The 19,715-nt window shown below is 55.4% G+C and carries 29 protein-coding genes; 28 read left to right on the plus strand and 1 reads right to left on the minus strand.

What is annotated here, in order from left to right; genetic code table 11:
* Positions 1-35: 35 nt before the first annotated feature.
* The 19 genes from ACZF99_RS10165 to ACZF99_RS10255 all read left to right on the plus strand — a co-directional run bounded on the left by ACZF99_RS10165 (position 36) and on the right by ACZF99_RS10255 (position 9,239).
* Positions 36-275, plus strand: coding sequence for a hypothetical protein (locus ACZF99_RS10165; protein WP_483611387.1), 240 nt, complete (start codon positions 36-38; stop codon positions 273-275).
* A gap of 55 nt (positions 276-330) precedes the next feature.
* Positions 331-456: a hypothetical protein gene (locus ACZF99_RS10170; protein ID WP_483611389.1), complete on the plus strand. Its 126-nt coding sequence runs from the start codon at positions 331-333 to the stop codon at positions 454-456.
* A gap of 115 nt (positions 457-571) precedes the next feature.
* Positions 572-1,036 carry a putative immunity protein gene (locus ACZF99_RS10175; RefSeq protein WP_483611391.1) on the plus strand — a complete coding sequence of 155 codons (465 nt, stop codon included), beginning with the start codon at positions 572-574 and terminating at the stop codon, positions 1,034-1,036.
* Between the two features lie 75 nt (positions 1,037-1,111).
* On the plus strand, positions 1,112-1,573 hold the full coding sequence (locus ACZF99_RS10180; protein ID WP_483611393.1) for an N-acetyltransferase family protein: 462 nt from the start codon (positions 1,112-1,114) through the stop codon (positions 1,571-1,573).
* Positions 1,574-1,720: 147 nt separating this feature from the next.
* The gene (locus ACZF99_RS10185) at positions 1,721-1,927 is read left to right on the plus strand and encodes a hypothetical protein (RefSeq protein ID WP_483611395.1); all 207 of its coding nucleotides are present in this window, start codon (positions 1,721-1,723) and stop codon (positions 1,925-1,927) included.
* Between the two features lie 134 nt (positions 1,928-2,061).
* Positions 2,062-2,250 (plus strand): hypothetical protein, encoded by a 189-nt coding sequence (locus ACZF99_RS10190; RefSeq protein ID WP_483611397.1) that lies wholly within the window; start codon positions 2,062-2,064, stop codon positions 2,248-2,250.
* A gap of 340 nt (positions 2,251-2,590) precedes the next feature.
* Positions 2,591-3,010, plus strand: a complete 420-nt coding sequence (locus tag ACZF99_RS10195; RefSeq protein WP_483611399.1) for a hypothetical protein — start codon at positions 2,591-2,593, stop codon at positions 3,008-3,010.
* 125 nt (positions 3,011-3,135) lie between these two features.
* Positions 3,136-4,026, plus strand: coding sequence for a pentapeptide repeat-containing protein (locus tag ACZF99_RS10200; RefSeq protein WP_483611401.1), 891 nt, complete (start codon positions 3,136-3,138; stop codon positions 4,024-4,026).
* The gene (locus ACZF99_RS10205) at positions 4,026-4,442 is read left to right on the plus strand and encodes a helix-turn-helix domain-containing protein (RefSeq protein WP_483612647.1); all 417 of its coding nucleotides are present in this window, start codon (positions 4,026-4,028) and stop codon (positions 4,440-4,442) included. The genes ACZF99_RS10200 and ACZF99_RS10205 overlap by 1 nt, the downstream gene beginning before the upstream one ends.
* 18 nt (positions 4,443-4,460) lie before the next feature.
* Positions 4,461-4,940, plus strand: a complete 480-nt coding sequence (locus ACZF99_RS10210; protein ID WP_483611403.1) for an AraC family transcriptional regulator — start codon at positions 4,461-4,463, stop codon at positions 4,938-4,940.
* A gap of 14 nt (positions 4,941-4,954) precedes the next feature.
* Positions 4,955-5,305 (plus strand): VOC family protein, encoded by a 351-nt coding sequence (locus tag ACZF99_RS10215; protein WP_483611405.1) that lies wholly within the window; start codon positions 4,955-4,957, stop codon positions 5,303-5,305.
* A 43-nt stretch (positions 5,306-5,348) separates the two neighbouring features.
* Positions 5,349-6,059, plus strand: a complete 711-nt coding sequence (locus ACZF99_RS10220) for a YjjG family noncanonical pyrimidine nucleotidase (protein WP_483611407.1) — start codon at positions 5,349-5,351, stop codon at positions 6,057-6,059.
* Between the two features lie 32 nt (positions 6,060-6,091).
* A complete protein-coding gene (locus tag ACZF99_RS10225; protein ID WP_483611409.1) occupies positions 6,092-6,250 on the plus strand; it encodes a hypothetical protein in 159 nt (52 codons plus the stop codon).
* Positions 6,251-6,276: 26 nt separating this feature from the next.
* Entirely contained in the window at positions 6,277-6,813 is a 537-nt protein-coding gene (locus tag ACZF99_RS10230) for a GNAT family N-acetyltransferase (protein ID WP_483611411.1), read from the plus strand.
* Positions 6,814-6,899: 86 nt separating this feature from the next.
* Positions 6,900-7,409: a cupin domain-containing protein gene (locus tag ACZF99_RS10235; RefSeq protein ID WP_483611413.1), complete on the plus strand. Its 510-nt coding sequence runs from the start codon at positions 6,900-6,902 to the stop codon at positions 7,407-7,409.
* Complete coding sequence (locus tag ACZF99_RS10240; protein WP_483611415.1) at positions 7,402-7,896, plus strand: GNAT family N-acetyltransferase; 495 nt, start codon at positions 7,402-7,404, stop codon at positions 7,894-7,896. The genes ACZF99_RS10235 and ACZF99_RS10240 overlap by 8 nt, the downstream gene beginning before the upstream one ends.
* Positions 7,893-8,399 (plus strand): N-acetyltransferase family protein, encoded by a 507-nt coding sequence (locus ACZF99_RS10245; RefSeq protein WP_483611417.1) that lies wholly within the window; start codon positions 7,893-7,895, stop codon positions 8,397-8,399. The genes ACZF99_RS10240 and ACZF99_RS10245 overlap by 4 nt, the downstream gene beginning before the upstream one ends.
* Positions 8,400-8,418: 19 nt before the next feature.
* Complete coding sequence (locus ACZF99_RS10250; RefSeq protein WP_483611419.1) at positions 8,419-8,814, plus strand: zinc ribbon domain-containing protein; 396 nt, start codon at positions 8,419-8,421, stop codon at positions 8,812-8,814.
* A gap of 2 nt (positions 8,815-8,816) precedes the next feature.
* Positions 8,817-9,239: an NUDIX hydrolase gene (locus ACZF99_RS10255; protein ID WP_483611421.1), complete on the plus strand. Its 423-nt coding sequence runs from the start codon at positions 8,817-8,819 to the stop codon at positions 9,237-9,239.
* Positions 9,240-9,844: 605 nt separating this feature from the next.
* Here the strand turns inward: ACZF99_RS10255 and ACZF99_RS10260 are convergent.
* Positions 9,845-11,140 (minus strand): amino acid permease, encoded by a 1,296-nt coding sequence (locus ACZF99_RS10260; RefSeq protein ID WP_483611423.1) that lies wholly within the window; start codon positions 11,138-11,140, stop codon positions 9,845-9,847.
* A gap of 118 nt (positions 11,141-11,258) precedes the next feature.
* Between ACZF99_RS10260 and ACZF99_RS10265 the strand changes: the two genes are divergently transcribed.
* From ACZF99_RS10265 to ACZF99_RS10305, 9 genes are all read left to right on the plus strand, one after another.
* A complete protein-coding gene (locus tag ACZF99_RS10265) occupies positions 11,259-12,167 on the plus strand; it encodes a LysR family transcriptional regulator (RefSeq protein WP_483611425.1) in 909 nt (302 codons plus the stop codon).
* Between the two features lie 86 nt (positions 12,168-12,253).
* Entirely contained in the window at positions 12,254-13,720 is a 1,467-nt protein-coding gene (locus ACZF99_RS10270; protein ID WP_483611427.1) for an amino acid permease, read from the plus strand.
* Positions 13,721-13,849: 129 nt separating this feature from the next.
* Positions 13,850-15,853, plus strand: coding sequence for an alpha/beta hydrolase family protein (locus ACZF99_RS10275; RefSeq protein WP_483611429.1), 2,004 nt, complete (start codon positions 13,850-13,852; stop codon positions 15,851-15,853).
* 124 nt (positions 15,854-15,977) lie between these two features.
* On the plus strand, positions 15,978-16,715 hold the full coding sequence (locus ACZF99_RS10280) for a sulfite exporter TauE/SafE family protein (RefSeq protein WP_483611431.1): 738 nt from the start codon (positions 15,978-15,980) through the stop codon (positions 16,713-16,715).
* A 57-nt stretch (positions 16,716-16,772) separates the two neighbouring features.
* Positions 16,773-17,009 carry a hypothetical protein gene (locus ACZF99_RS10285; RefSeq protein ID WP_483611432.1) on the plus strand — a complete coding sequence of 79 codons (237 nt, stop codon included), beginning with the start codon at positions 16,773-16,775 and terminating at the stop codon, positions 17,007-17,009.
* 12 nt (positions 17,010-17,021) lie between these two features.
* A complete protein-coding gene (locus tag ACZF99_RS10290; RefSeq protein ID WP_483611434.1) occupies positions 17,022-17,543 on the plus strand; it encodes an HXXEE domain-containing protein in 522 nt (173 codons plus the stop codon).
* 52 nt (positions 17,544-17,595) lie between these two features.
* Complete coding sequence (locus tag ACZF99_RS10295; RefSeq protein WP_483611436.1) at positions 17,596-18,216, plus strand: class I SAM-dependent methyltransferase; 621 nt, start codon at positions 17,596-17,598, stop codon at positions 18,214-18,216.
* A 123-nt stretch (positions 18,217-18,339) separates the two neighbouring features.
* Positions 18,340-18,867 (plus strand): N-acetyltransferase family protein, encoded by a 528-nt coding sequence (locus ACZF99_RS10300; protein ID WP_483611438.1) that lies wholly within the window; start codon positions 18,340-18,342, stop codon positions 18,865-18,867.
* 42 nt (positions 18,868-18,909) lie between these two features.
* The gene (locus tag ACZF99_RS10305) at positions 18,910-19,701 is read left to right on the plus strand and encodes a lipid II flippase Amj family protein (RefSeq protein ID WP_483611440.1); all 792 of its coding nucleotides are present in this window, start codon (positions 18,910-18,912) and stop codon (positions 19,699-19,701) included.
* The last annotated feature ends 14 nt before the right edge of the window (positions 19,702-19,715 follow it).

Genomic DNA, 19,715 nt, shown 5'->3' on the forward strand with positions numbered 1-19,715 from the left:
GAAATTCCCCCAAAGCCGAGAGGAGTAGGGCAAGCATGAAAGCAGCCATTCTGAAATTTCCTTCCCAAGGGGTTGTTGTTTACGGCACGAAGGATGATTTGTTTCCGGCCGAACTGGCAAGCCGCCTGAAGGCGTCAAACCGGCTTAAGGTTGTGGCCATTCCCGGTGCCAACCATAGCTTGGAGACGGAACGGGTGGATGAAAGCCTGGAGATTATGCGCGAGTTAACCGTTATCTACAGGAATGTTTATGCGAGGCGGAGCATCGGGTCGTGAAGGCGGAGACATGAGGGCGAATCGACCGCCAATTTTTTAGTCAGGGGACTATACGTTGGGCCGTTGGCTCGTCAACATCGGCGTGTTTGTTCCTTTTGGCCTTTTGGTGTACGCTTTTCTGATCGGCGTCGGTTTGTTCTTGATCATTTCAGAGACCTATGCCTGTCTCAAGGGGATATAAGGCAGTTTGATCCGATAAGATTGCGATTGCCGCCGGAGTGGTTCTGGTTCTCATTTTAGTGTTCAACTGGGGGATGTTCAACTAGCTGCGTTCTGGGGAAAGGGGAAAAGCCACGTTGGAATCCAGGAAGTTTGTCGATGCGAAAATCAAGCGATCCATCGCGGACCATGCGGAGCGAACGGATCAGCGGAAGCTGGCGTTATGGGCGGCGGATTGCGCCGAACGCGCTTTGGCCTGCTTCGAGGCGAAGCGGCCGGGGGACCTGCGGCCACGGCGGGCGATCGAAGCCGCGCGCGATTGGGTGCGCGGCGAAGTCAGCATGGCCGCGGCGCGCGCGGCGGCGTTTGCGGCGCATAACGCGGCGCGCGAAGCCGGCCATGCGTCGGCCGGTGCCGCGGCCCGCGCTGCCGGCCACGCCGCAGCCACCGCGCATGTGGCGGGGCACGCGGCGCATAGCGCCACATACGCGGCCAAAGCTTTGGCCCACGCCGCGGAAGACGCGGAAGCGGCCAAGGCAAAGACCGAGCTGGAGCGGCATTGGCAGCTTCGCCGACTGCTCGAATTGGGAGCGGAACCGTGACGGCCGGGGACCTGAATTTTTTAAAAATGAAGTGTTTTACATAAGCGACCCATAATCAAATAAGGAGATGCACCTATGAACCATACACCACTCATCGTACGTCAAGCGGGGCCTGGGGATTTGGAACCGCTTGCGCGGCTGTTCGACGAGTATCGCATATTTTATGAACAAGCTGCGGATATGGAAGGAGCCCGGAGGTTTTTGGAGGAACGGTTGAGCCGGCGCGAATCCGTCGTTTTTCTGGCAGCCGAGCCGGTCAGCGGGAACCTGTCCGGGTTTACACAGCTGTATCCGTCCTTTTCCTCCATTTCGATGAAACGGGTCTGGATTTTAAACGATTTGTACGTCCGCGAGGAATACCGGAACCAAGGCGCGGCGAAGCTGCTCTTGGAAGCGGCGAAATCCCATGCCCGGCAAACGGAGGCCAAAGGCTTGGAGCTGTCGACGGCGATGACCAACACCAGGGCCCAGCGATTGTATGAAAAAAGCGGGTATGAGCGGGATACGGGTTTTTACCATTACTTTCTAAGCTTGTAGTTTGATAAGAGTTGTCGCATGACCAAAGTGATTGTAGTGGATGATGAGGCAAGCATCTCCGGGGGAGTATCTTACGTCCTTCGACGCGGTGGAGACGACGGCGGCGACAGATCCAGAGCCTAAGGCGGGAAAGGCTTAGTACTTCCGTTGGTACGCACCCTGGTGGGGAAGCGGCGGGGCTCGATCAACCTGACGGCTTCCGGGCCCGAGGGGGCGACGTTCGTCATCGAATTGCCGATCGAACGTCCGCATTATACGATGGCGGCTGGCGGCAGGGCGATTGAGCGGAATGGGTCAACTGCAAAAGCGAAAGTGCATTTCATTTCCGGGCAATTTCCCGTTTCGAGCCAATGAAATGCAAAAGCGCATCCGATATGCGGCAATGATCCGCCAAAGGACGTTTTAGGCCGAAATAAACTGCACTTTTGCATTTGAAAGGCGATTTATCGGCATTTGCCTGAAAATCGCCTGCACTTTTGCATTTGCCGATGTCGATACAAGAACGTTACAAGGCGATCGCGGACGTAATGAACATTCCGGTGAACTATGATGTCCAAAACCGTCAGGTGCAAATCGGCGGCAAAGCGACGGAAACGCCGGATGCTGGCGCGGGGTTAACCAAAGTGCTATACACAAGCCCAACTGGAGGAGATCGCCAAAGTTTCCGCCAAGTTTGAGTCCTTCGAAACGCCGTATGCGCCGCAGCAGATGAGCCAAGGGGATGCCTTCAAAACGGTTGGAGCTTCGGCAAGACGGGGGGGAGTCTGCTGTTCAACCATATGACGGTTACGGTGCCGGGCCTCTTTGCGTTAAACATAAGTCAGTCAAACGGCATTTACTTCCAGCGGCGTTCTGGCCTAAGATAGAGATATTGGGCTTTTTTGATTTGAGTTGGAGGTGCAGGTATGGAAAACGAGAAGTTGGGCGAGCTGTTTTTGAAAATTACACTGTATCGCATGACGGATATGTATCTGCGAAGTTTCGGGAAGCGTTAAGCGCTGCAGATCCGGGGGTGCTGTGGGCCGAGCCGTACCCGCGGGCAATTCGGTCGGCGGTATCTCCTTGCATGTCGCCGAGCATATAGCCAGAAGCCGTCTTAGGCTGCAACAGCGCAGCGACCAATTGAAGCCGAATTTCGAACGGTATTTTCCGTCCGGCGATCAAACCGCCAAGCAACTGATCGAGCTGATCGAACAGGAACTTCTGGCGTGGAGAAGCTTGCTGCTTGAGCGTCTCAATCATGGACCCGGGATCGATACGGAGCAGATGCATCAGCTGTATCACGTAGTCGAACATACCGGCTATCATCTGGGGCAGATCATCGACCGGATTCAGGCGGCGACCGGGAGAAAGTTTTCCTTTGTCCAAAACGGCCTGAACGAGGCGTATTTGCGGCGCAAGATCGAGGAAGGGGAGTTGGATGAAACCAATACTTGAAAAGGATGATGTCCGGCGTGTGGAGCGACCTTGGACAAATCCGCGAAAATCGTGTCTATGATTTTCCCGGCCGCTTGTTTAATATTAGATACACAACCACGAATAAATAAGTGAGGGAAATCGTCATGTCTGAGAACTTAACGGACGGGGAGACCGCTTACGGGCAACATCGCTTAACGCTGCGGGCCGATTGCGACCATTGCTTTGGCTTGTGCTGCGTCGCCCTGCCCTTCGCCGCATCGGTGGACTTCGCCGCGGACAAAGCGGCAGGACAGCCCTGTGGGCATTTGCAAAATGATTTCCGCTGCGGAGTTCACGGCCGTCTCCGGGAGTTGGGCTTCCGAGGCTGTACCGTTTACGATTGCTTCGGCGCCGGGCAACGGGTGTCGCAAGTCACATTCGCCGGCATCGATTGGCGCCGGGCGCCGGAATCGGCCAAACCGATGTTTGAAGTCTTCCCGGTGATGTGGCAGCTGCACGAATTGCTCTGGTACCTGGATGAAGCGTTGAGCCTGCCGCAGGCGCTCCCTTTGCGGGACAGACTGCGGGCCGCCTATGACGAGACGGCGCGGCTGACCGAGGCCGATGTGAACGGCTTGATCGGCTGCGATACGACGGCTCATCGCGCCAAAGTCAACGAGCTGCTGCTGGAAGTGAGCGAGCGTGTCCGTGCCGATGCGCACAAGCAGGCTCGGCCTTCGGGCGGACACCGCAGAACCTTCGGCCGGGGAGCCGACTTGATCGGCGCCAAGCTCCGGGGCGAGGATTTGCGGGGCGCCTATTTGCGAGGCGCCTATCTGATCGCCGCGGATTTGCGGGGAGCGGACCTCCGCGGCGCCGACGTGATCGGCGCAGATCTGCGGGATGCCGATTTAAGGGGGGCCGATCTGTCTCTGAGCCTGTTCCTGACCCAAGCCCAGGTCAACGCTGCAAAAGGAGATGCGGCCACCAAGCTGCCTCCGCTCCTGAAACGGCCCGCCCATTGGGAAGGGGCTTCGGGGAGGAAAGAGGCTTGATGAACGATTATCGGGAAAGGGTGGGGAGGGTCTGCAAGCATATCGACGCGCATTTGGACCGCAAGCTTACCCTGGATCAACTGGCCGAACTTTCCCACTTTTCCAAGTACCATTTTTCGCGGATTTTTGCCTCGATCACGGGACTCACGCCGTTTGCGTATATCGCCAAGCAGCGGTTGGCCCGGGCGGCCGCCTTATTGGGGGAAACCGACAAATCCGTGCTGGAAATTTCCCTGCTGTGCGGTTTTGACTCCGCCTCGAACTTCAATGCGGCATTCAAGAAATGTTATGGTATAACGCCAACCGAGATGCGCGAGCAAGCACGGCAGGATCGCAAGATTTCGCTATCGGACCGCAATTCCGAGGAAGCCGGTCCTGCGCCGAACCCTTATGATCAAACTGTAAAACACAGTTAATTGAGGAGGGTTTGGCAAATGCAAGCAACCATTGAAGAGCTTCCCATGTTGGAAGTAGCGTACGTGAGGCATGTCGGCAGTTATCTGGAAACCTATCGGGCGTGGGCCAAGTTAGGGATATGGGCGGCGCAGCATCGGCTGTTTCCGCCGGAGCAATCCTTTATCGGCATTTCCCTGGACGATCCGGCGGGGACCGAGGAGGAGGAATGCCGGTACGATGCCTGCGTAACCGTACCGAGTACGCTTAACCGAGCGGATGCGCCGCCGGAGATCCGGTTCCAGACGCTGCCTGGAGGGCTTTATGCCAAGTTTTATTTTTACGATACGCCGGATAAACTTGCGCTGCTGTACCAGAGCATATTCGGAAACTGGCTGCCGGACAGCGATTATGACCCGGACGACCGGTACTGCCTGGAGTTCAGCATGAACGATCCGGCGCAGGATCCGGAAGGCAAAGCCAAGGTGGATTTATACATTCCGATCAAAATAAAGATATGAAAGGAGAGGGCTTCTTGATTCCGATCAGCAATCAAATCGGGACGGTGTTTCTTCCGGTCAGCGACATCGAACGAGCCCGGGACTGGTACTGCGGCTTGCTTGGGCTGGCTGCCGATGAAGAAATTCTGCACGGGCATTTGTACGTGCTGCCGATGCAGGGAACAAGCCTGGTGTTGGACAGCAAAATTTACTCCAAGGAAACGACGTTTCGCGCTCCGGCATTTCATTTTAACGCCCGGGACATTGCCGAAGCTTATGCTTACATGAAGGAGCGGAACGTGGAGTTGCTGACGGGGATCGAGCATAACCACTGGTTTAATTTCAAGGACCCCGACGGAAATGTCCTGATGATATGCCAGTGTTAGCCGACATGATTACGATGCGAAGAACGCAACAGGAGGAGCCCCATTGACATACACGCATATTTTATTCGACGCGGACGATACGTTGTACGATTACTCGAAGGCGGAAAGCCAGGCCCTGACCGGGACGCTTGCCGAAGAAGGAATCGCCTGCACCGACGAGGTCATGAAAGCTTACCAGGCGATTAACCAGCAGCTCTGGCGGGAATTCGAGCAGGGACGAATCGCGCTGGCTGCGCTGCGGACGGAGCGGTTCGCCAGGCTGATTCGGGAGCTTGGATTAACTCCCCGCTCCCAGGTGGAGGAAATCAGCGAGCGTTACCTGGAACGGCTGGGAGAAGGCAGTTTTCTCATCGACGGCGCCGCCGATATCTGCCGGGATTTGAAAGAAGCGGGGGTATGTCTCGCCATCATCACCAACGGCATCAAGAAGGTACAGACGAGCCGGATCGTCGGCTCGGGATTGGCGGATATGTTCGAAGCCGTCGTCGTGTCCGAGGACACGGGATATCAGAAGCCGCATCCGGGCATTTTCGATTATGCGTTCGACAAGCTGGGTCTGCGACCGGAGGACAAAAGCCGGGTGCTGATCGTTGGCGATTCGCTGACTTCCGATATGAAAGGCGGCCTGGATTACGGCATCGATACCTGCTGGTTTAACCCGTTCCATCGGCCGAATACGTTGGGCCGGCGGCCGACCTATGAAATTCGCAGCCTGGAGGAAGTGAAAAAACTGGCTGGCGGCCGACGGAAGTAGAAACGATCCCTGCCCGAGAGGAGGTGGAGCGTGTGAGTACCGGACTGTTTGGAGTACTGCCCGGCCTGATGCTGCTGTTCTACATCGTCATGGCCGGTTTGGGATTATACGCGCTGATTTTATTCATTAAGCTGGCCCGCCGGGGCATCGAAGCCCTGGATATTTATCTTCGGGACCAAAGGGGAAGGTAGTTCGCGAAACCAAGGAGGGGTTCGGCATGGACGTTCGAATCGCGAAAATTTTACCGTCTCAAAAGACAAGGTTCTTTCATTTGTTTAATTTGTACTTGCATGATTTGTCGGCTTTCACCGGCGAGGAGCCGGGGGAAGACGGGAGATTCGACCTGGCGAACACGTACCTTTACTTGGAGCGGGAAGAACTGCATCCTTATTTTATTTACTGTTCGGGCAAGGTGGCCGGCTTCGTATTGGTTTGCGCACCGCCATTCGTGCCGGAGGACATCGACTTTACGGTGCAGGAGATGTTCGTGCTGCATAAATACCGCGGGCAAAAAACGGCGGAGAAGGCCGTATCCGAAATCCTGCGGCGCTTGTCGGGCCGGATCCGGGTGGAGCAACTGCAGAATAACGCCGTTGCCGTAGCTTTCTGGAAGAAGATTTACCGGCAGCACGGTATTTCATTCGTCGAGACGATCGAAAGCGTGGAAACCGAAGGCCTGCCCGGCCTCCACGAAGTTCTGGCACAAACCTTCTTGCTGCAAGGGACTTCGAAGACTCCAAACGATGCGAAATAGGGTATAATGGAGAGAACAACGCACGAGACCCGGCCCCAGGAAGAAATGATCGGCGGCCGGGCATTTTTTTACCTAGGGGGAGAGACATGGCGCATCTTTTTCACGCGGACCGCGTTACGTATCATCAGAAGCAATCGCCCATTCCGGAGTTTGCTTGGCATACCAGCGAACGCTTGGCGGAACTGACCGGCTCCAAGCACTTGACGTTTGATATCCGTTCGCTGGATCCGGGGAAGTACTCCTATCCTTATCATTTTCACCGCAATGCCGAGGAACTCTTCGTCATTCTGGAGGGAAGTGCGTTGCTCCGTACGCCGGAAGGGCATCAGGAATTGCATACCGGGGACATTGCGTTCTTCGAAATGGGGCCCTCAGGGGCTCACCAGTTGTTTAATCACACGGAACTACCGTGCAAGTACCTGGATATTCGCACGAATATGGGGCTGGATGTCTGCGAATATCCGGACTCGGGGAAAATTAATATTTTGCCTTATCAGGAAATTTACGAAAGCGCCGGCCAAGTGGATTATTTCAAGGGTGAGGGCCAGGTTGCCGACAAGTGGGCGGCGAAGGAGTGCGGGAAAGAGAATGTGTAATCGATCGCATCTTCGTTTTTATACCGAGGACGATTTCGAAGCGTTCCAACGGTTTGAGCTTCCTTCCGAGCAGGTCGCGTTTACCGCGCTGCCTGGCGAGGCTTTGGAAGCGGCGGCCCAGGATCCAAACCGCTATCCGGTGGTCATTCAGTCGCTGGAAGGGGAAACGGTCGGATTCTTCGTTCTGCACCTGAACGCGGAATTAACTTCGTTGGTCGACAATCCGCGGGCCATCCTCTTGCGGGCTTTATCGATCGACTTCCGGCAACAGGGACAGGGGTATGCCAAAGCGGCCATGCTGCAGCTTCCCGCCTTCGTGGGGAAGCATTTTCCGGAAGTTGATGAAATCGTGCTGGCCGTTAACGCGAGGAACCTTGCCGCGCAGCGGCTATACCATCAAGCCGGATTTGAAGACCGCGGCTTAACCCGAATGGGCCCGATGGGGATGCAACATATTTATCATTTCAAGGTGGAGAGAACCGTATGATGGAAATTAGAGAAATCCGGGAAGATGACGCTGAGCGTTTCTTGTGTCTCTGCTTGCGGTTGGATCAGGAAACGAAATATATGCTTTATGAACCCGGGGAACGGACCACGACGGTCGAGGCGCAGCGGGGCCGGATTCAAGCGATCCTGGCCGAAGGCCGCTCCACGATTGTGGTAGCGGAGGATCAGGGTGAGCTGGTCGGTTATTTGGCCGTTTTCGGCGGGAATGCCAATAGAACGAAGCATGTCGGTTACCTTGTCGTCGGCATCGTTGAAGCCCATACCGGAAAGGGACTGGGGACTTCCTTGTTCCAGGCAGCCGAGGCATGGCGCGCGCAAACCGGACTCACGAAGTTCGAATTGACGGTGATGGTCCCGAACGAACGGGCCATTGCACTATACAAGAAAATGGGTTTTGAAGTGGAAGGCGTTAAACGAAATTCTATCCGGATGGACGGGAAATACGTCGATGAATATTATATGGGCAAAATTTTTGAAGCCTAATCCTTAAGGAGGCGGAAACGTGATTCAGTGTCCTTGGTGCGGAGAGCGGGTCGTTTTGGTCCAAGACGTCTGCCCCGAATGCAGACACGAGGTGCTGCCGGAGCATCTGGAAGGGTTGCCCGGGCCGGAGCCCGGCGATCCCTCCGAATCCCCTCGGGTCATGGATTATTTCGATTTGGAGGAAGTGCTGCAGCGTCGCTTTAAATGCGGCAAGTGCGGGAACCGGGAAGCTGCGGTAAAAGAGGTGGCGATGACCGGCACCGGACTAAGCAAGCTAATGGACATCCAGTACAACCATTACTTATTCGTCTCCTGCCTGCATTGCGGTCATGTGGACATCTATGATCCGGAGGTGCTCCGGGGACAGCCGTCGGGGAAATTCTCGACGATTTTGGATTTGTTGTTTGGAGGCTAACGATGAGAAGGACGAATGTCGTGTATCTGTTGATTCCCGATGAGACTAGAACCAAGGTGCTCATGGTGCAAAATGAAAACGAAGCCTGGACACTGCCGGGAGGCGCGGTGGAGCCCGGCGAAACGCTGCAGATGGCGGCGATCCGCGAAGGCAAGGAGGAGACGGGGCTGGATGTTGAAGTCTACGGGATCGTGGCCGTCAATGAATTCGTACATACGGACAACAATGAGCACGTGATCTTGCTGACGTTCCGGGCGGAAATTGCCGGAGGCCAACTGGAGATTACCCGTCCGGACGAGATTTTGGACATCGCCTGGGTCGATTTGAACCGTGCCGACGAGCTGATGCCATACTACCCGGGAGGCATCAGTTCAATCGTGGCGAAGGGCGTCGAGGTCACATACTTCGACGAGGGCCGGATATGAATAAGGCTACGGTGAAGTTCCGCTATTTTCGAACATTATTTTCGGATCGTGCTATTAAGGTGATAAATTCACTCTATTTCGCTCAAATTCGGCGAAGATGAAGGAATAGGGTGAAAAAGTAACGCTATTGCTCGGAACCTGGGCGAAATGCGGTCAGTTGGAGTCACTTAAGGTGATAAATTCACTCTATTTCGCTCAAATCCGGCGAAGGTGAGGGAATAGGGTGAAAAAGTAACGCTATTGTTCGGAACCTGGGCGAAATGCGGTCAGTTGGAGTCACTTAAGGTGATAAATTCACTCTATTTCGCTCAAATTCGGCGAAGATGAAGGAATAGGGTGAAAAAGTAACGCTATTGCTCGGAACCTGGGCGAAATGCGGTCAGTTGGAGTCACTTAAGGTGATAAATTCACTCTATTTCGCTCAAATTCGGCGAAGATGAAGGAATAGGGTGAAAAAGTAACGCTATTGCTCGGAACCTGGGCGAAATGCGGTCAGTTGGAGTCACTTAAGGTGATAAATTCACTCTATTTCGCTCAAATTCGGCGAAGATGAAGGAATAGGGTGAAAAAGTAACGCTATTGCTCGGAACCTGGGCGAAATGCGGTCAGTTGGAGTCACTTAAGGTATCCAGCGAAGTGGCCTTCCGCCGGCTGAAGCGCAGCTGAATCACGAGAAACAGCAGCGCGATCAGCAGCGGGTAGAGCATGGCCCAGCCAGTGAACGGAAATACGACGGCCGTGGCCGCAAACGAAATCCAACTGAGGACGACGCCGGTGCGGCTGCCTTTCAGGAGCCGGATCCCGGCAGCGCACCCGCCCATGTACGTAAGAATAAAGGTCGCGTTCGGAAACTGGATCAACGTGCTTAAGGATACCGCCCCGGTTCCGTAAAGCAGCATCACCGCCGCAAAGCAGAACAACAGGAACAACAGCGATCCGGCGGGCGTATGAAACCGCGGGGATAACCCGCTCCACCATTTCGGAGCGTTCCCCTCGCGGGCCATGGCGTAAGCGACCCGGGCAGCGGCCCCGGTATAGGCGATGATCCCGGCCATGCAAATGAACAGCCCGGTGACTCCCGCAACAATTCCGCCCCAGGAGCCAAGCGGCTGGCTGATGATCCAGACCATCGAAGACTCCGAGCCGCCCTTCACGTAGCTTTGCGTGCCGACCGTGGCCAGCGCCGACAGAAAATATAAAATCCCGACGATAATCGCGGCGGCGGTCACTCCTTTGATCGCCGCTTTTTGCGGATCCTTAAACTCCTCGGACATGTGCGATACCGCCTCCCAGCCGATGAAGCACCAGAACAGCATCGACGCCGCCTGACCGACGCTGAACCAGCCGTGCGGCATAAACGGGGTGAAATGAATGCTTTCCATCCGCGGCAGCGCGGCCCCGAAAGCGAAGATCAATACGGAGGCGATGGCGATGACGACGGCAATCTGGATTTTGCCGGCGAGCTTCATGCCGATCCAGTTCGTCAGCAGGCCGGCGGCCAGCATCGCCGCGGCAACGGCCAGCTTGGCCCCTTCGCCCCAGCCCAGCGCGGCGGTTAAATACCCGGCCCCGGTTAAGGCGGCGACCGGCGCACCAATCGGCACCGACATCAGGAAGAACCAGCCGACGAGCGTCCCCGCCTTCTCCCCATAAGCCAATGTCACGAAGTGTGACACGCCTCCGGCATTGGGATATTTGGCCGACAGCAGTCCCATGGACAAGGCCATCGGCAAGATCAGCATCGTCATGAATCCCCACGCGAGCAGGGAGGCCGGGCCAGCCATTTCCGCCGCCAGCCCGGGGACGATCAAGACGCCGGAACCCAGTACGGCGCCGATGTATAAAGCGATGGCTTGCGGCAAGCCGATCCCTTTTTGAAGGTTGCTGCTTGTTTCTTTCATGGAGCGATTCCCGCTTTCGTTGTGTTTTTTTCTAGCGTATCAGATAATAGATCCATAGGAAAAACAGAATTATCGAATTCTATCCATTCGAATTTCCGATGGAAAAGCAGGTGAACTCATGGAATCCCGTCATTTGTTTACGTTTCTGGTTGTAGTCGAAGCCGGCAGCTTTACCCGGGCCGCGCAGCAACTCGATTATGCGCAGTCCAGCGTAACGGCGCAAATTCAGGCGTTGGAGGCGGAAATCGGCTTACCGTTGTTCGATCGGATCGGCAGGAGGATCGTTTTGACCGACGCGGGGCGGCGGCTGCTGCCTTACGCCCAAGAAATTTCCAAGATCCACGAGCTGGCCAAAAATGCCCTGCACCCGGAAGCCGAAATGGCCGGCTCCCTGAAGATCGGCGCGCCGGAATCGCTGGCCGCGTTCCGGTTGCCGGAGATCATCCGCCTTTACAGACAGCGTTACCCGCAAGTCCAGATCGTGCTAAAACCCGGCCAATGCTGGGAATTAAGGGATCTGGTGCGTTCGGGGGAACTGGACGTGGCCTTCTTGCTGCAGCCGGTAGTGGAGGATCGGGATTTACAGATTGAAACGCTCGTACATGAACCGATGGCATTGGTCGCACCGGCCGACCATCCTTTAAGCCGGGAACCGGAAGTCGTTCCGGTCCAGTTGAAGGATCAGACGATCCTGCACACCGAAAGCGGCTGTTCTTATCGCACCTTGTTCGAGCATTATTTGAACAGCCATGGCGTGTTCCCCGATCCGAATTTGGAGTTTTGGAGCGTCGAAGCGATCAAGCAATGCGTGATGTCCGGATTGGGATTGTCTTTCTTACCGCTGATTACCGTGCGCAGCGAGCTCAGGGAAGGCAAGCTGGTCAAGCTGAACTGGAACGACGAATCCCAGCGGGTCGCCACGCAGTTGGCTCTACACCGCAAGAAGTGGCGATCACCCGCTTTGGAGCAATTGGTCTCGATGGTTCGGGAGAAAGCGGAAATGTGGCGTGAAGAAGCCGCTTTGTAGTCTTGGCCTCAAGGTTATGCGACATAATTTCGCTAATTTTCGCCAATACTCCCTATAGTTTACTAAAGCTTAGGGAGGCATGGCTTATGGGCAGCGGCAAGGCTAGGGAAAAAGGGATCTCGACATTTCATTTAACGATGCTGGCGCTGGGAACCGTGGTCGGCGGTTCGTTTTTTCTCGGCTCGGGCGTGGCGATCAAAGCAGCGGGTCCCGGCATCTTGTTTTCGTACATCCTGGGCGGTTTGCTGGTCTACGTCATCCTCTATGCCCTCTCGGAAATGTCGGCCGCCGATCCGGTGCCGGGCTCTTTCCGCACGTATGCCGAACGCAGCTTTGGCCGGGGCGTCGGCTTTGTCACCGGCTGGGTATATTGGGTCGGCTTGATTCTGGCGATGTCCAGCGAATCGATTGCAGCATCGACCTTTCTGCGGGAGTGGTTTCCGAACTTCCCGGAAGTCGTTATGGGCATGCTCATTATTGTGGGGGTCACGCTGCTTAATTTGCTTGGGGCTGACTACTTGAGCAAGCTTGAAAGCGGTCTGGCGGCGGTCAAGCTGTTGGCGATCGTCGGGTTCATCGTGATCGGCCTGGCCCTGATCGCCGGCTGGGTCCCCGGAACTCCGGCCGCAGGCGCGGGTGAACTGCGCGGCGAAGCGTGGTTTCCCGGCGGAATTGCGGGGATTGCCGGCAGTATGCTTATCGTAATTTTCACTTACGCCGGATTTGAGGTGATCGGCTTGGCCGCGTCCGAGGTCGAGAACCCGAAGAAGACGATTCCCCGGGCGATTAACATGACCTTGATCAGCCTGGTGGCTCTTTATGTCGCCGCCATCGCCGTGATTCTCATGTTGTATCCGACGCAGGGCATGATCGCGGACCAAAGCCCGTTGGTATTGGCCCTGACTCGTTGGGGGATGGGGTGGGCCGGGACACTGATTAATATCGTGATGATTACGGCGATTCTGTCCACCATGCTGGCCGCGACGTTTGGCCTGGCCCGGATGCTGCGTTCGCTGGCGGCGGAAGGCCACGCCCCCGCCTGGCTGAAGGACCGGCAGGATATCCCGTACAAGGGCATCCTGTTCTCCGGCGCCGCGATGCTGTTCGGCCTGGCCATGGGTTACCTGCTTCCTCAACAGGTGTACCTCTTCCTGGTCAGCTGCGGCGGGTTTTCGCTGTTGTTCTCCTACTTTATCATTTTGGCTTCCCACTATCGCTGGCGGCGTACGACGCCTTGCTCCCCTGAAGCGGCCTGTCAGCTTCCGGGTTATCCGTATACGTCTTGGGCCGGCCTCATCGGCATGGTCGGAATCATCGTGAGCATGCCCTTCATTTCCGGACAGGGAGCGGGCCTGGTGGTCGGGTTAAGCCTGGTCGCCCTGCTTGCCGGGATCTACTGGGTGAAACAGAGACGGACCCGGGTGCCGGCTCAGTCTACCCAAGGACGGATTGCCGAGCCGCTAATGGAAGCGGCCGAGGAGATGACCGGCATTCGCGGAGATCGGGAGGCGCCTGGTGAAGCGCCGGACTTGGCCGCCACGCCCAGAAAGTAAATTTGCCCTGAGGCCTTCCCATTTGGACCGACCTGCTCCGATCTTTTCGGGGAAGGTCTTTTTTTGGTTTTGTTCCGGACTCCCGCGTAGTAGAATGGGATAAAATGCCGGAAAAGGAGTGGATCAGGAATGGAATCGCTGCAGCTTGAGGACTTTACCGAGTATCGTTTCCTGTCGGCCGTACAGCTCTCGCCGAACGGAGGCTATGCCGCATACGTCGTGAAAACGAGCAATCCAAAGAAACAGGGATATCTCTCCGACTTGTGGATCACATCGGTCCGGGACGGACAAACCCGTCAGTATACGGGAATGGGGGATGTAGGTTCGTTTAGATGGCTGGATGATGAGACGTTGTTGATTCAGGCCGACCGGGAGCATCTCGACAAGGAGCCGCATCCGCTTGAGCCGCAAACCGTCTTCTATACCCTCCGGCTCGATGGGGGTGAGGCGCTCAAGGCCTTTACCGTGCCGCTCCGGGTGACGGAAATCTTGCCGCTCGATGGAAGCCGCTGGGCGGTTCGCGCCACATATGACAACGCCTACCCGAGCCTGACTGGGCAAACGGACGCGGAGAAGGACAAGGCCCGGAAAACCTACGATGAAGAGCTGGATTACACCGTTATGGATGAAATTCCGTTCTGGCAAAACGGCGCGGGGATCACCAACAAGAAGCGCAGCCGGGTTTATTTGTACGATGCGGCAGCCGGGAGCTTGATGCCGGTGAGCGGCCCCTCTTTTGACGTATCCCTGATGAAAGTCAATAAGGCTCGTACGCAGCTGATGTACATAGGTGTGGACTATTCCGACAAAATGGAGCTGACCGATTCGCTCTGGACGGTGGACCTTGGCACGGGCCAGGCGCGCGAGCGGATTCCCGCCGGCACCTATCAGTTTCGGGCGGCTGAATATCTGGGAGACGATATCGTCTTCGCCGCCTCGGAGTGCCGGAAATATACGATCAATGAAAACCCGACGTTTTCGCGCATAGACCCGCAGGGACGGATTACTCGGTTTGCCGATCCGGACCTGTCCGTCGGCAACACGGTAGGAACGGATTGCCGTTTGGGCGAAGGCGGCTGGTTCACGGCGTCAGAGGATGGCGTCTACTGTCTCGTGACCGACCGGGCTTGTTCCCGGCTGTGCAAAATCACTTACGACGGCCGTACCGAGTTCCTCAGCCAAGCCGAAGGGTCCATGGATGTTTTGGCCAAGTGCAAGGAGACGGTGGTGTTCATAGGGATGCGGGAGCAGCGCTTGCAAGAGGTATACCGTTTGGACTTATCTACAGGGGAGGAGACGAAACTTACGAATTTCAATGATCGGGTCCTGCATGGAAAATACGTTGCCGTCCCGCAGCCGCTTGGCTTCGTGAACAAGGACGGCGTGGAGATCGACGGCTGGGTGCTGCTGCCGAAGGATTATGACGCTAAGCGGACCTATCCGGCGATCCTGAACATTCACGGCGGACCGAAAACCGTATACGGAACCGTGTTTTTCCATGAGATGCAGCTATGGGCGAATGAAGGTTACTTCGTGTTATACGGCAATCCGCGGGGCGGGGATGGCCGCGGAGACGATTTTGCCGATATCCGGGGACGTTACGGCACGATCGATTATGACGATCTAATGGAATTTACCGACCGTGTACTGGACGCGTACCCTGCGATCGATCCCCGACGGCTGGGCGTCACCGGCGGCAGCTACGGCGGATTTATGACGAACTGGATCATCGGGCATACCCAGCGGTTTGCCGCCGCCGTCTCGCAGCGCTCCATCTCCAATTGGATCTCGATGTGCTGTACCACCGATATCGGCTACTATTTCGCCGTGGATCAAACCGCGTCGACACCTTGGGACGGGGTGGAGCGCATGTGGGAACAGTCCCCGCTGAAGTATGCGGACCGTGTGCGAACCCCGACGCTGTTTCTCCATTCCGATGAAGATTTCCGCTGCTGGCAGGTGGAGGCGCTGCAAATGTTTACCGCTTTGAAAATGCACGGCGTGGCGTCGCGGTTGTGCCTGTTCAAAGGCGAAAACCACGAGTTGTCCCGTTCCGGCAAACCGGTGCACCGGATTCGCCGGCTGAAGGAGATTTCGGCCTGGTTTAAACATTATTTGCAGCCGACGACCTAACCGGATGATCTTGGCTCTTCGGCCGGCCGGTTCGAGAGATTTGGCATAGAAGGAACCGGGCGAAGATGGTAAAGTAGACGGAGTATGTTTACAGGAATTTTTATCCCAGAAGGAGCCCGGGATCATGGAGTTGTCCGTTCTTATTTTGCTTGGAGTCGTCGTCATCATGGTCGCCGGATTTACCCAAGGGCTGACGAGTTTTGGTTTTGCGTTGATCGCAACGCCGATCCTGGGGCAAATTATCCCGCTGCAGCAAGCCGTGCCCATCGTCGTGATTTTAAGCTTATGCACAAATGCGATCATATTTGCCGGCTGCTACAAACACGCCGACATCCGTAAGATTTGGATCCTGATCCTCTCTAGCCTGCTGGCGGCGCCGCTTGGTACCTATCTCTTGCTGTTTCTGAGCGGGGACGTCTTAAAGCTGGCAACGGGAGCCCTCATTATCATCGTGGCTGCCCTGCAGTTGGCGGGCAAGACGTTTCCGGTGAAGCGGGGCAGGCTGACCTACTTGCCGGTCGGGGCGGCGAGCGGGCTGCTGAACGGCAGCATCTCGATGAGCGGCCCGCCGGTTGCTTTGTTCCTTTCGAACCAAGGCGTGGGCAAGGAGACGTTTCGGGCGAATCTTTCGGTGTACGGAATTTTTCTGAACATTGTGACGATCCTAACCTACCTTTATGGGGGATTGCTGACACGGGAGACGCTTCACTATACCGCATGGTTCGTTCCCAGCATGCTGATTGGCGTATTCGTCGGCATTCGTGCGCTTCAGAAGCTTGACGAGCAGCGGTTTAAACGAATCGCCCTATGGCTGATCGTCGCATCCGGACTCTGGACGATCATCGGCGTCGTGACGGGGTAAGCCGGCTGCGATTCGGCCGGACGTTCCAGCGCTGACGTGGGGCAAGGGGGGATTGGCGTGATAAGGATTGAGCAGGCGCTTGAACAGGATATCGAAGGTATCGCCTACGTTCATACAGAAAGCTGGAAAACCACCTATCGCGGGTTAATTTCTGATGAGTTCCTCAACCCAATCACCCAAGAGCGCGGAATCAAGCAATGGTCAGGCGTCTTCTCCTCTTTTGCTAACAAAGAAATTCGGATTGGAACCGAAACAAAGAGCGAAATCGCTATTGGTTGGAGTCTACTTCGTTAGGAGGTTCAGTAAATGGACAACTTAAGCGTTTCATCCCTGGTTTGGCTGTTTCTCGCGGCGTTCGTCATCCACGACATGGAGGAGATCATCTGGGTGGGACCTTGGGCGAAGCGAAACCGTCAGAAGGCGGTGGCTGCGGTGCCGGCACGCATGAAGCGCCCGTTAGCGCAGATGCTGAACATCACCAGCAGTCAATTTGCCGTGGCCGTGCTGCTGGAATTTGTCGTCTTTGTGCCGTTTACGCTGCTGGCGGCCGAGCAGGGGAGGTATTTTGTTTTTGTATCGTTTAACACGTTGTTCTTTTTGCATGTGTTTACTCACGTGGCCCAGTCGTTGTATCTGAAAATGTACACGCCGGGCGTCGTCACCGCGGTAGTGATTGTGCTTCCTTATACGCTTCTGCTGTTTAGCCGCTTCCTCTCGGAGAACCTGGTTACCTGGGGAGAAATCCTGCTCAGCATTCCGGTCGGCCTGCTCGTTGTGCCGCTGGTGTTGGCCGGCCACGAACTGGGTAAACGTTGGGTGCAATCTTAGAGGCCGACGATGGTTGTGAACAAAATTACATATCAACTGGAGCGTGATGGTTTTGCAGGACATTTTCAAGCAAGTTCCGCTTTACCGGTTTCTGGCCTATTGCCTGGAGACGAATTTGCCGAGACGGATTCTCGATTGCGGGGCAGGCGGCGACATGCCTCCTTTAAGCCTGTTTAGCGCATACGGCTTTACAACCTGCGGCATCGATGTGGAACCGGCCCAATGTGAACGGGCTAACGATTATGGCCGGCAAAGGGGCCAATCCTTGAACATCCGCCAAGGGGATATGCGCCAATTGGACTTTCCGGATCAATCGATAGGATTTGTCTACTCCTACAATTCGATTTTTCATATGCGTAAAAAGGAGGTCCAACAATCGGTCGAAGAAATGAAACGCGTCTTGATGCCGGGCGGCCTGATGTTCGTAAACTTTTTGACCACAAACGATTTCCGGTGCGGACAAGGACCCGATGTAGGCACCCACGAGTATGAGCAATTTGACGATGACCTGCCGGTGATTCATTCCTACTACGAGCCGGGGGAGGCGGATCGGCTTCTCAGCGATATGGAGGTATTGTACAAAGAGGACCGGGTGCTTGAAAGAATTTATGCAGGCGAAGGCATCAGACAAGGGTTTGTCGATTACATTGTTAGAAAGAAAGCGATTTCATGAAAGGGGGTAGCTTTCCCCTTCGAGATCAGTGTATCATAGATTTGTAACGCGGCACTTGTATATCTTATTGACATCCGACCCGGCTGGAGATAGGCCCATATCCAAGGCTGGGTCCGGTTATTTATGACAGAGAAAGGATTGAAGCTGATGGATTCACTGCTGATCCGTCCGGCAAGGCTGAACGATATCGACGGCATTCGCGAGGTAGCCGTGGAAACCTGGAACAGCACGTACGAAACGATTTATCCGGAGCATTTTATCGCCACGTATTTGACCCATGCTTACGCCAAAAGCAGCCTGGAGCAAAGTATTACGCTGGATGAAGCGCAAACGTCGCGCAAATTTTTGGTAGCGGAATGGGAAGGGGAAATCGTCGGGTTCGGTCAACTGTCGGAGCCGGATGAGGGAGTCAGCGAGCTGACTCGGCTATATATATTGAAGGAGCATCAGCGGAAGAGTATCGGCAAGCAATTGCTGAACGAACTGATTCGCCAGAACCCCTTGATCAAGGAAATCTACGCCTGGTGCGAACGGGAGAACGGCATCGGCACGCTCTTCTACAAATCGAACGGATTCGTGTATACGGAAGAAAAGGAAGAAGTATTGTTTGACTACCGCACGATGATGGCCAAATACGTAAAACAAATCTAAGCAAGCCAGAATTTCGGAGAGCAAAGTGGAGATGAAATTCAATTGACGACCAATTTGGCGATTGTCTGTATCCTTACGATGATTATTCATGCAGCGGAGACCCTATCTTATTCGATTCGTTATGCCGGCGTGAAATTGAACAAAATCGTTGTGGCGCTTTCATTGACCAGCATCGTTGTGCTCGTATCCAGAACGGCCAATTTAATTCAGGCACCGATGACGGCCAAGTTCATTGATTTTGCCAAGAAACATCCCGATTTTCAGGTGATGGATACGCTGCGGATCATCCTGTTGGCCGGCTCCGCCGGAACGCTGCTGGCGATGTTTCTGTTTCCCACCTGCGTAAATCTCTTTGGACGCGTGATAGCGAAGCTGGAGGTTGCAGGATCGCTGCCCAAGCTGGTTACGAGCGTATCGGTTACGCAGCTCAAGAACGTCCGGCATTATTTTCGCAAACCGAGCTTTCGGCTTCGTTCCGTTCGTCCGTTGGGGGTTCCTAAGCGCTTTGTTTTGCTGAATATCGCGGTCACCGCTTTTTACACGGTTGGCGTGTTGGCTTCGTTGTATGCCGCTTATCTGGTGCCGGCGCTGAGCACGACCGCTTCGCAAGCGTCCGGCATCATTAACGGCGTTGCCACCATCCTGCTGACCATCTTCATCGATCCGCAGCTGGGGCTGATCACCGAACGCGCGCTGCATCAGGAGGAGTCCCGGCAGCAGCTCGGAAAGATCTATATTTTATTGATGGGCGCGAGATTTGCGGGTACGCTTGCGGCACAGGCGATTATCCTGCCGGCAGCCCATTTGATCGCCGTGGCGGTGCAGTGGATATAGTTCATTTTTACACG

The organism is Paenibacillus sp. JL3B1040, assembly GCF_057063165.1.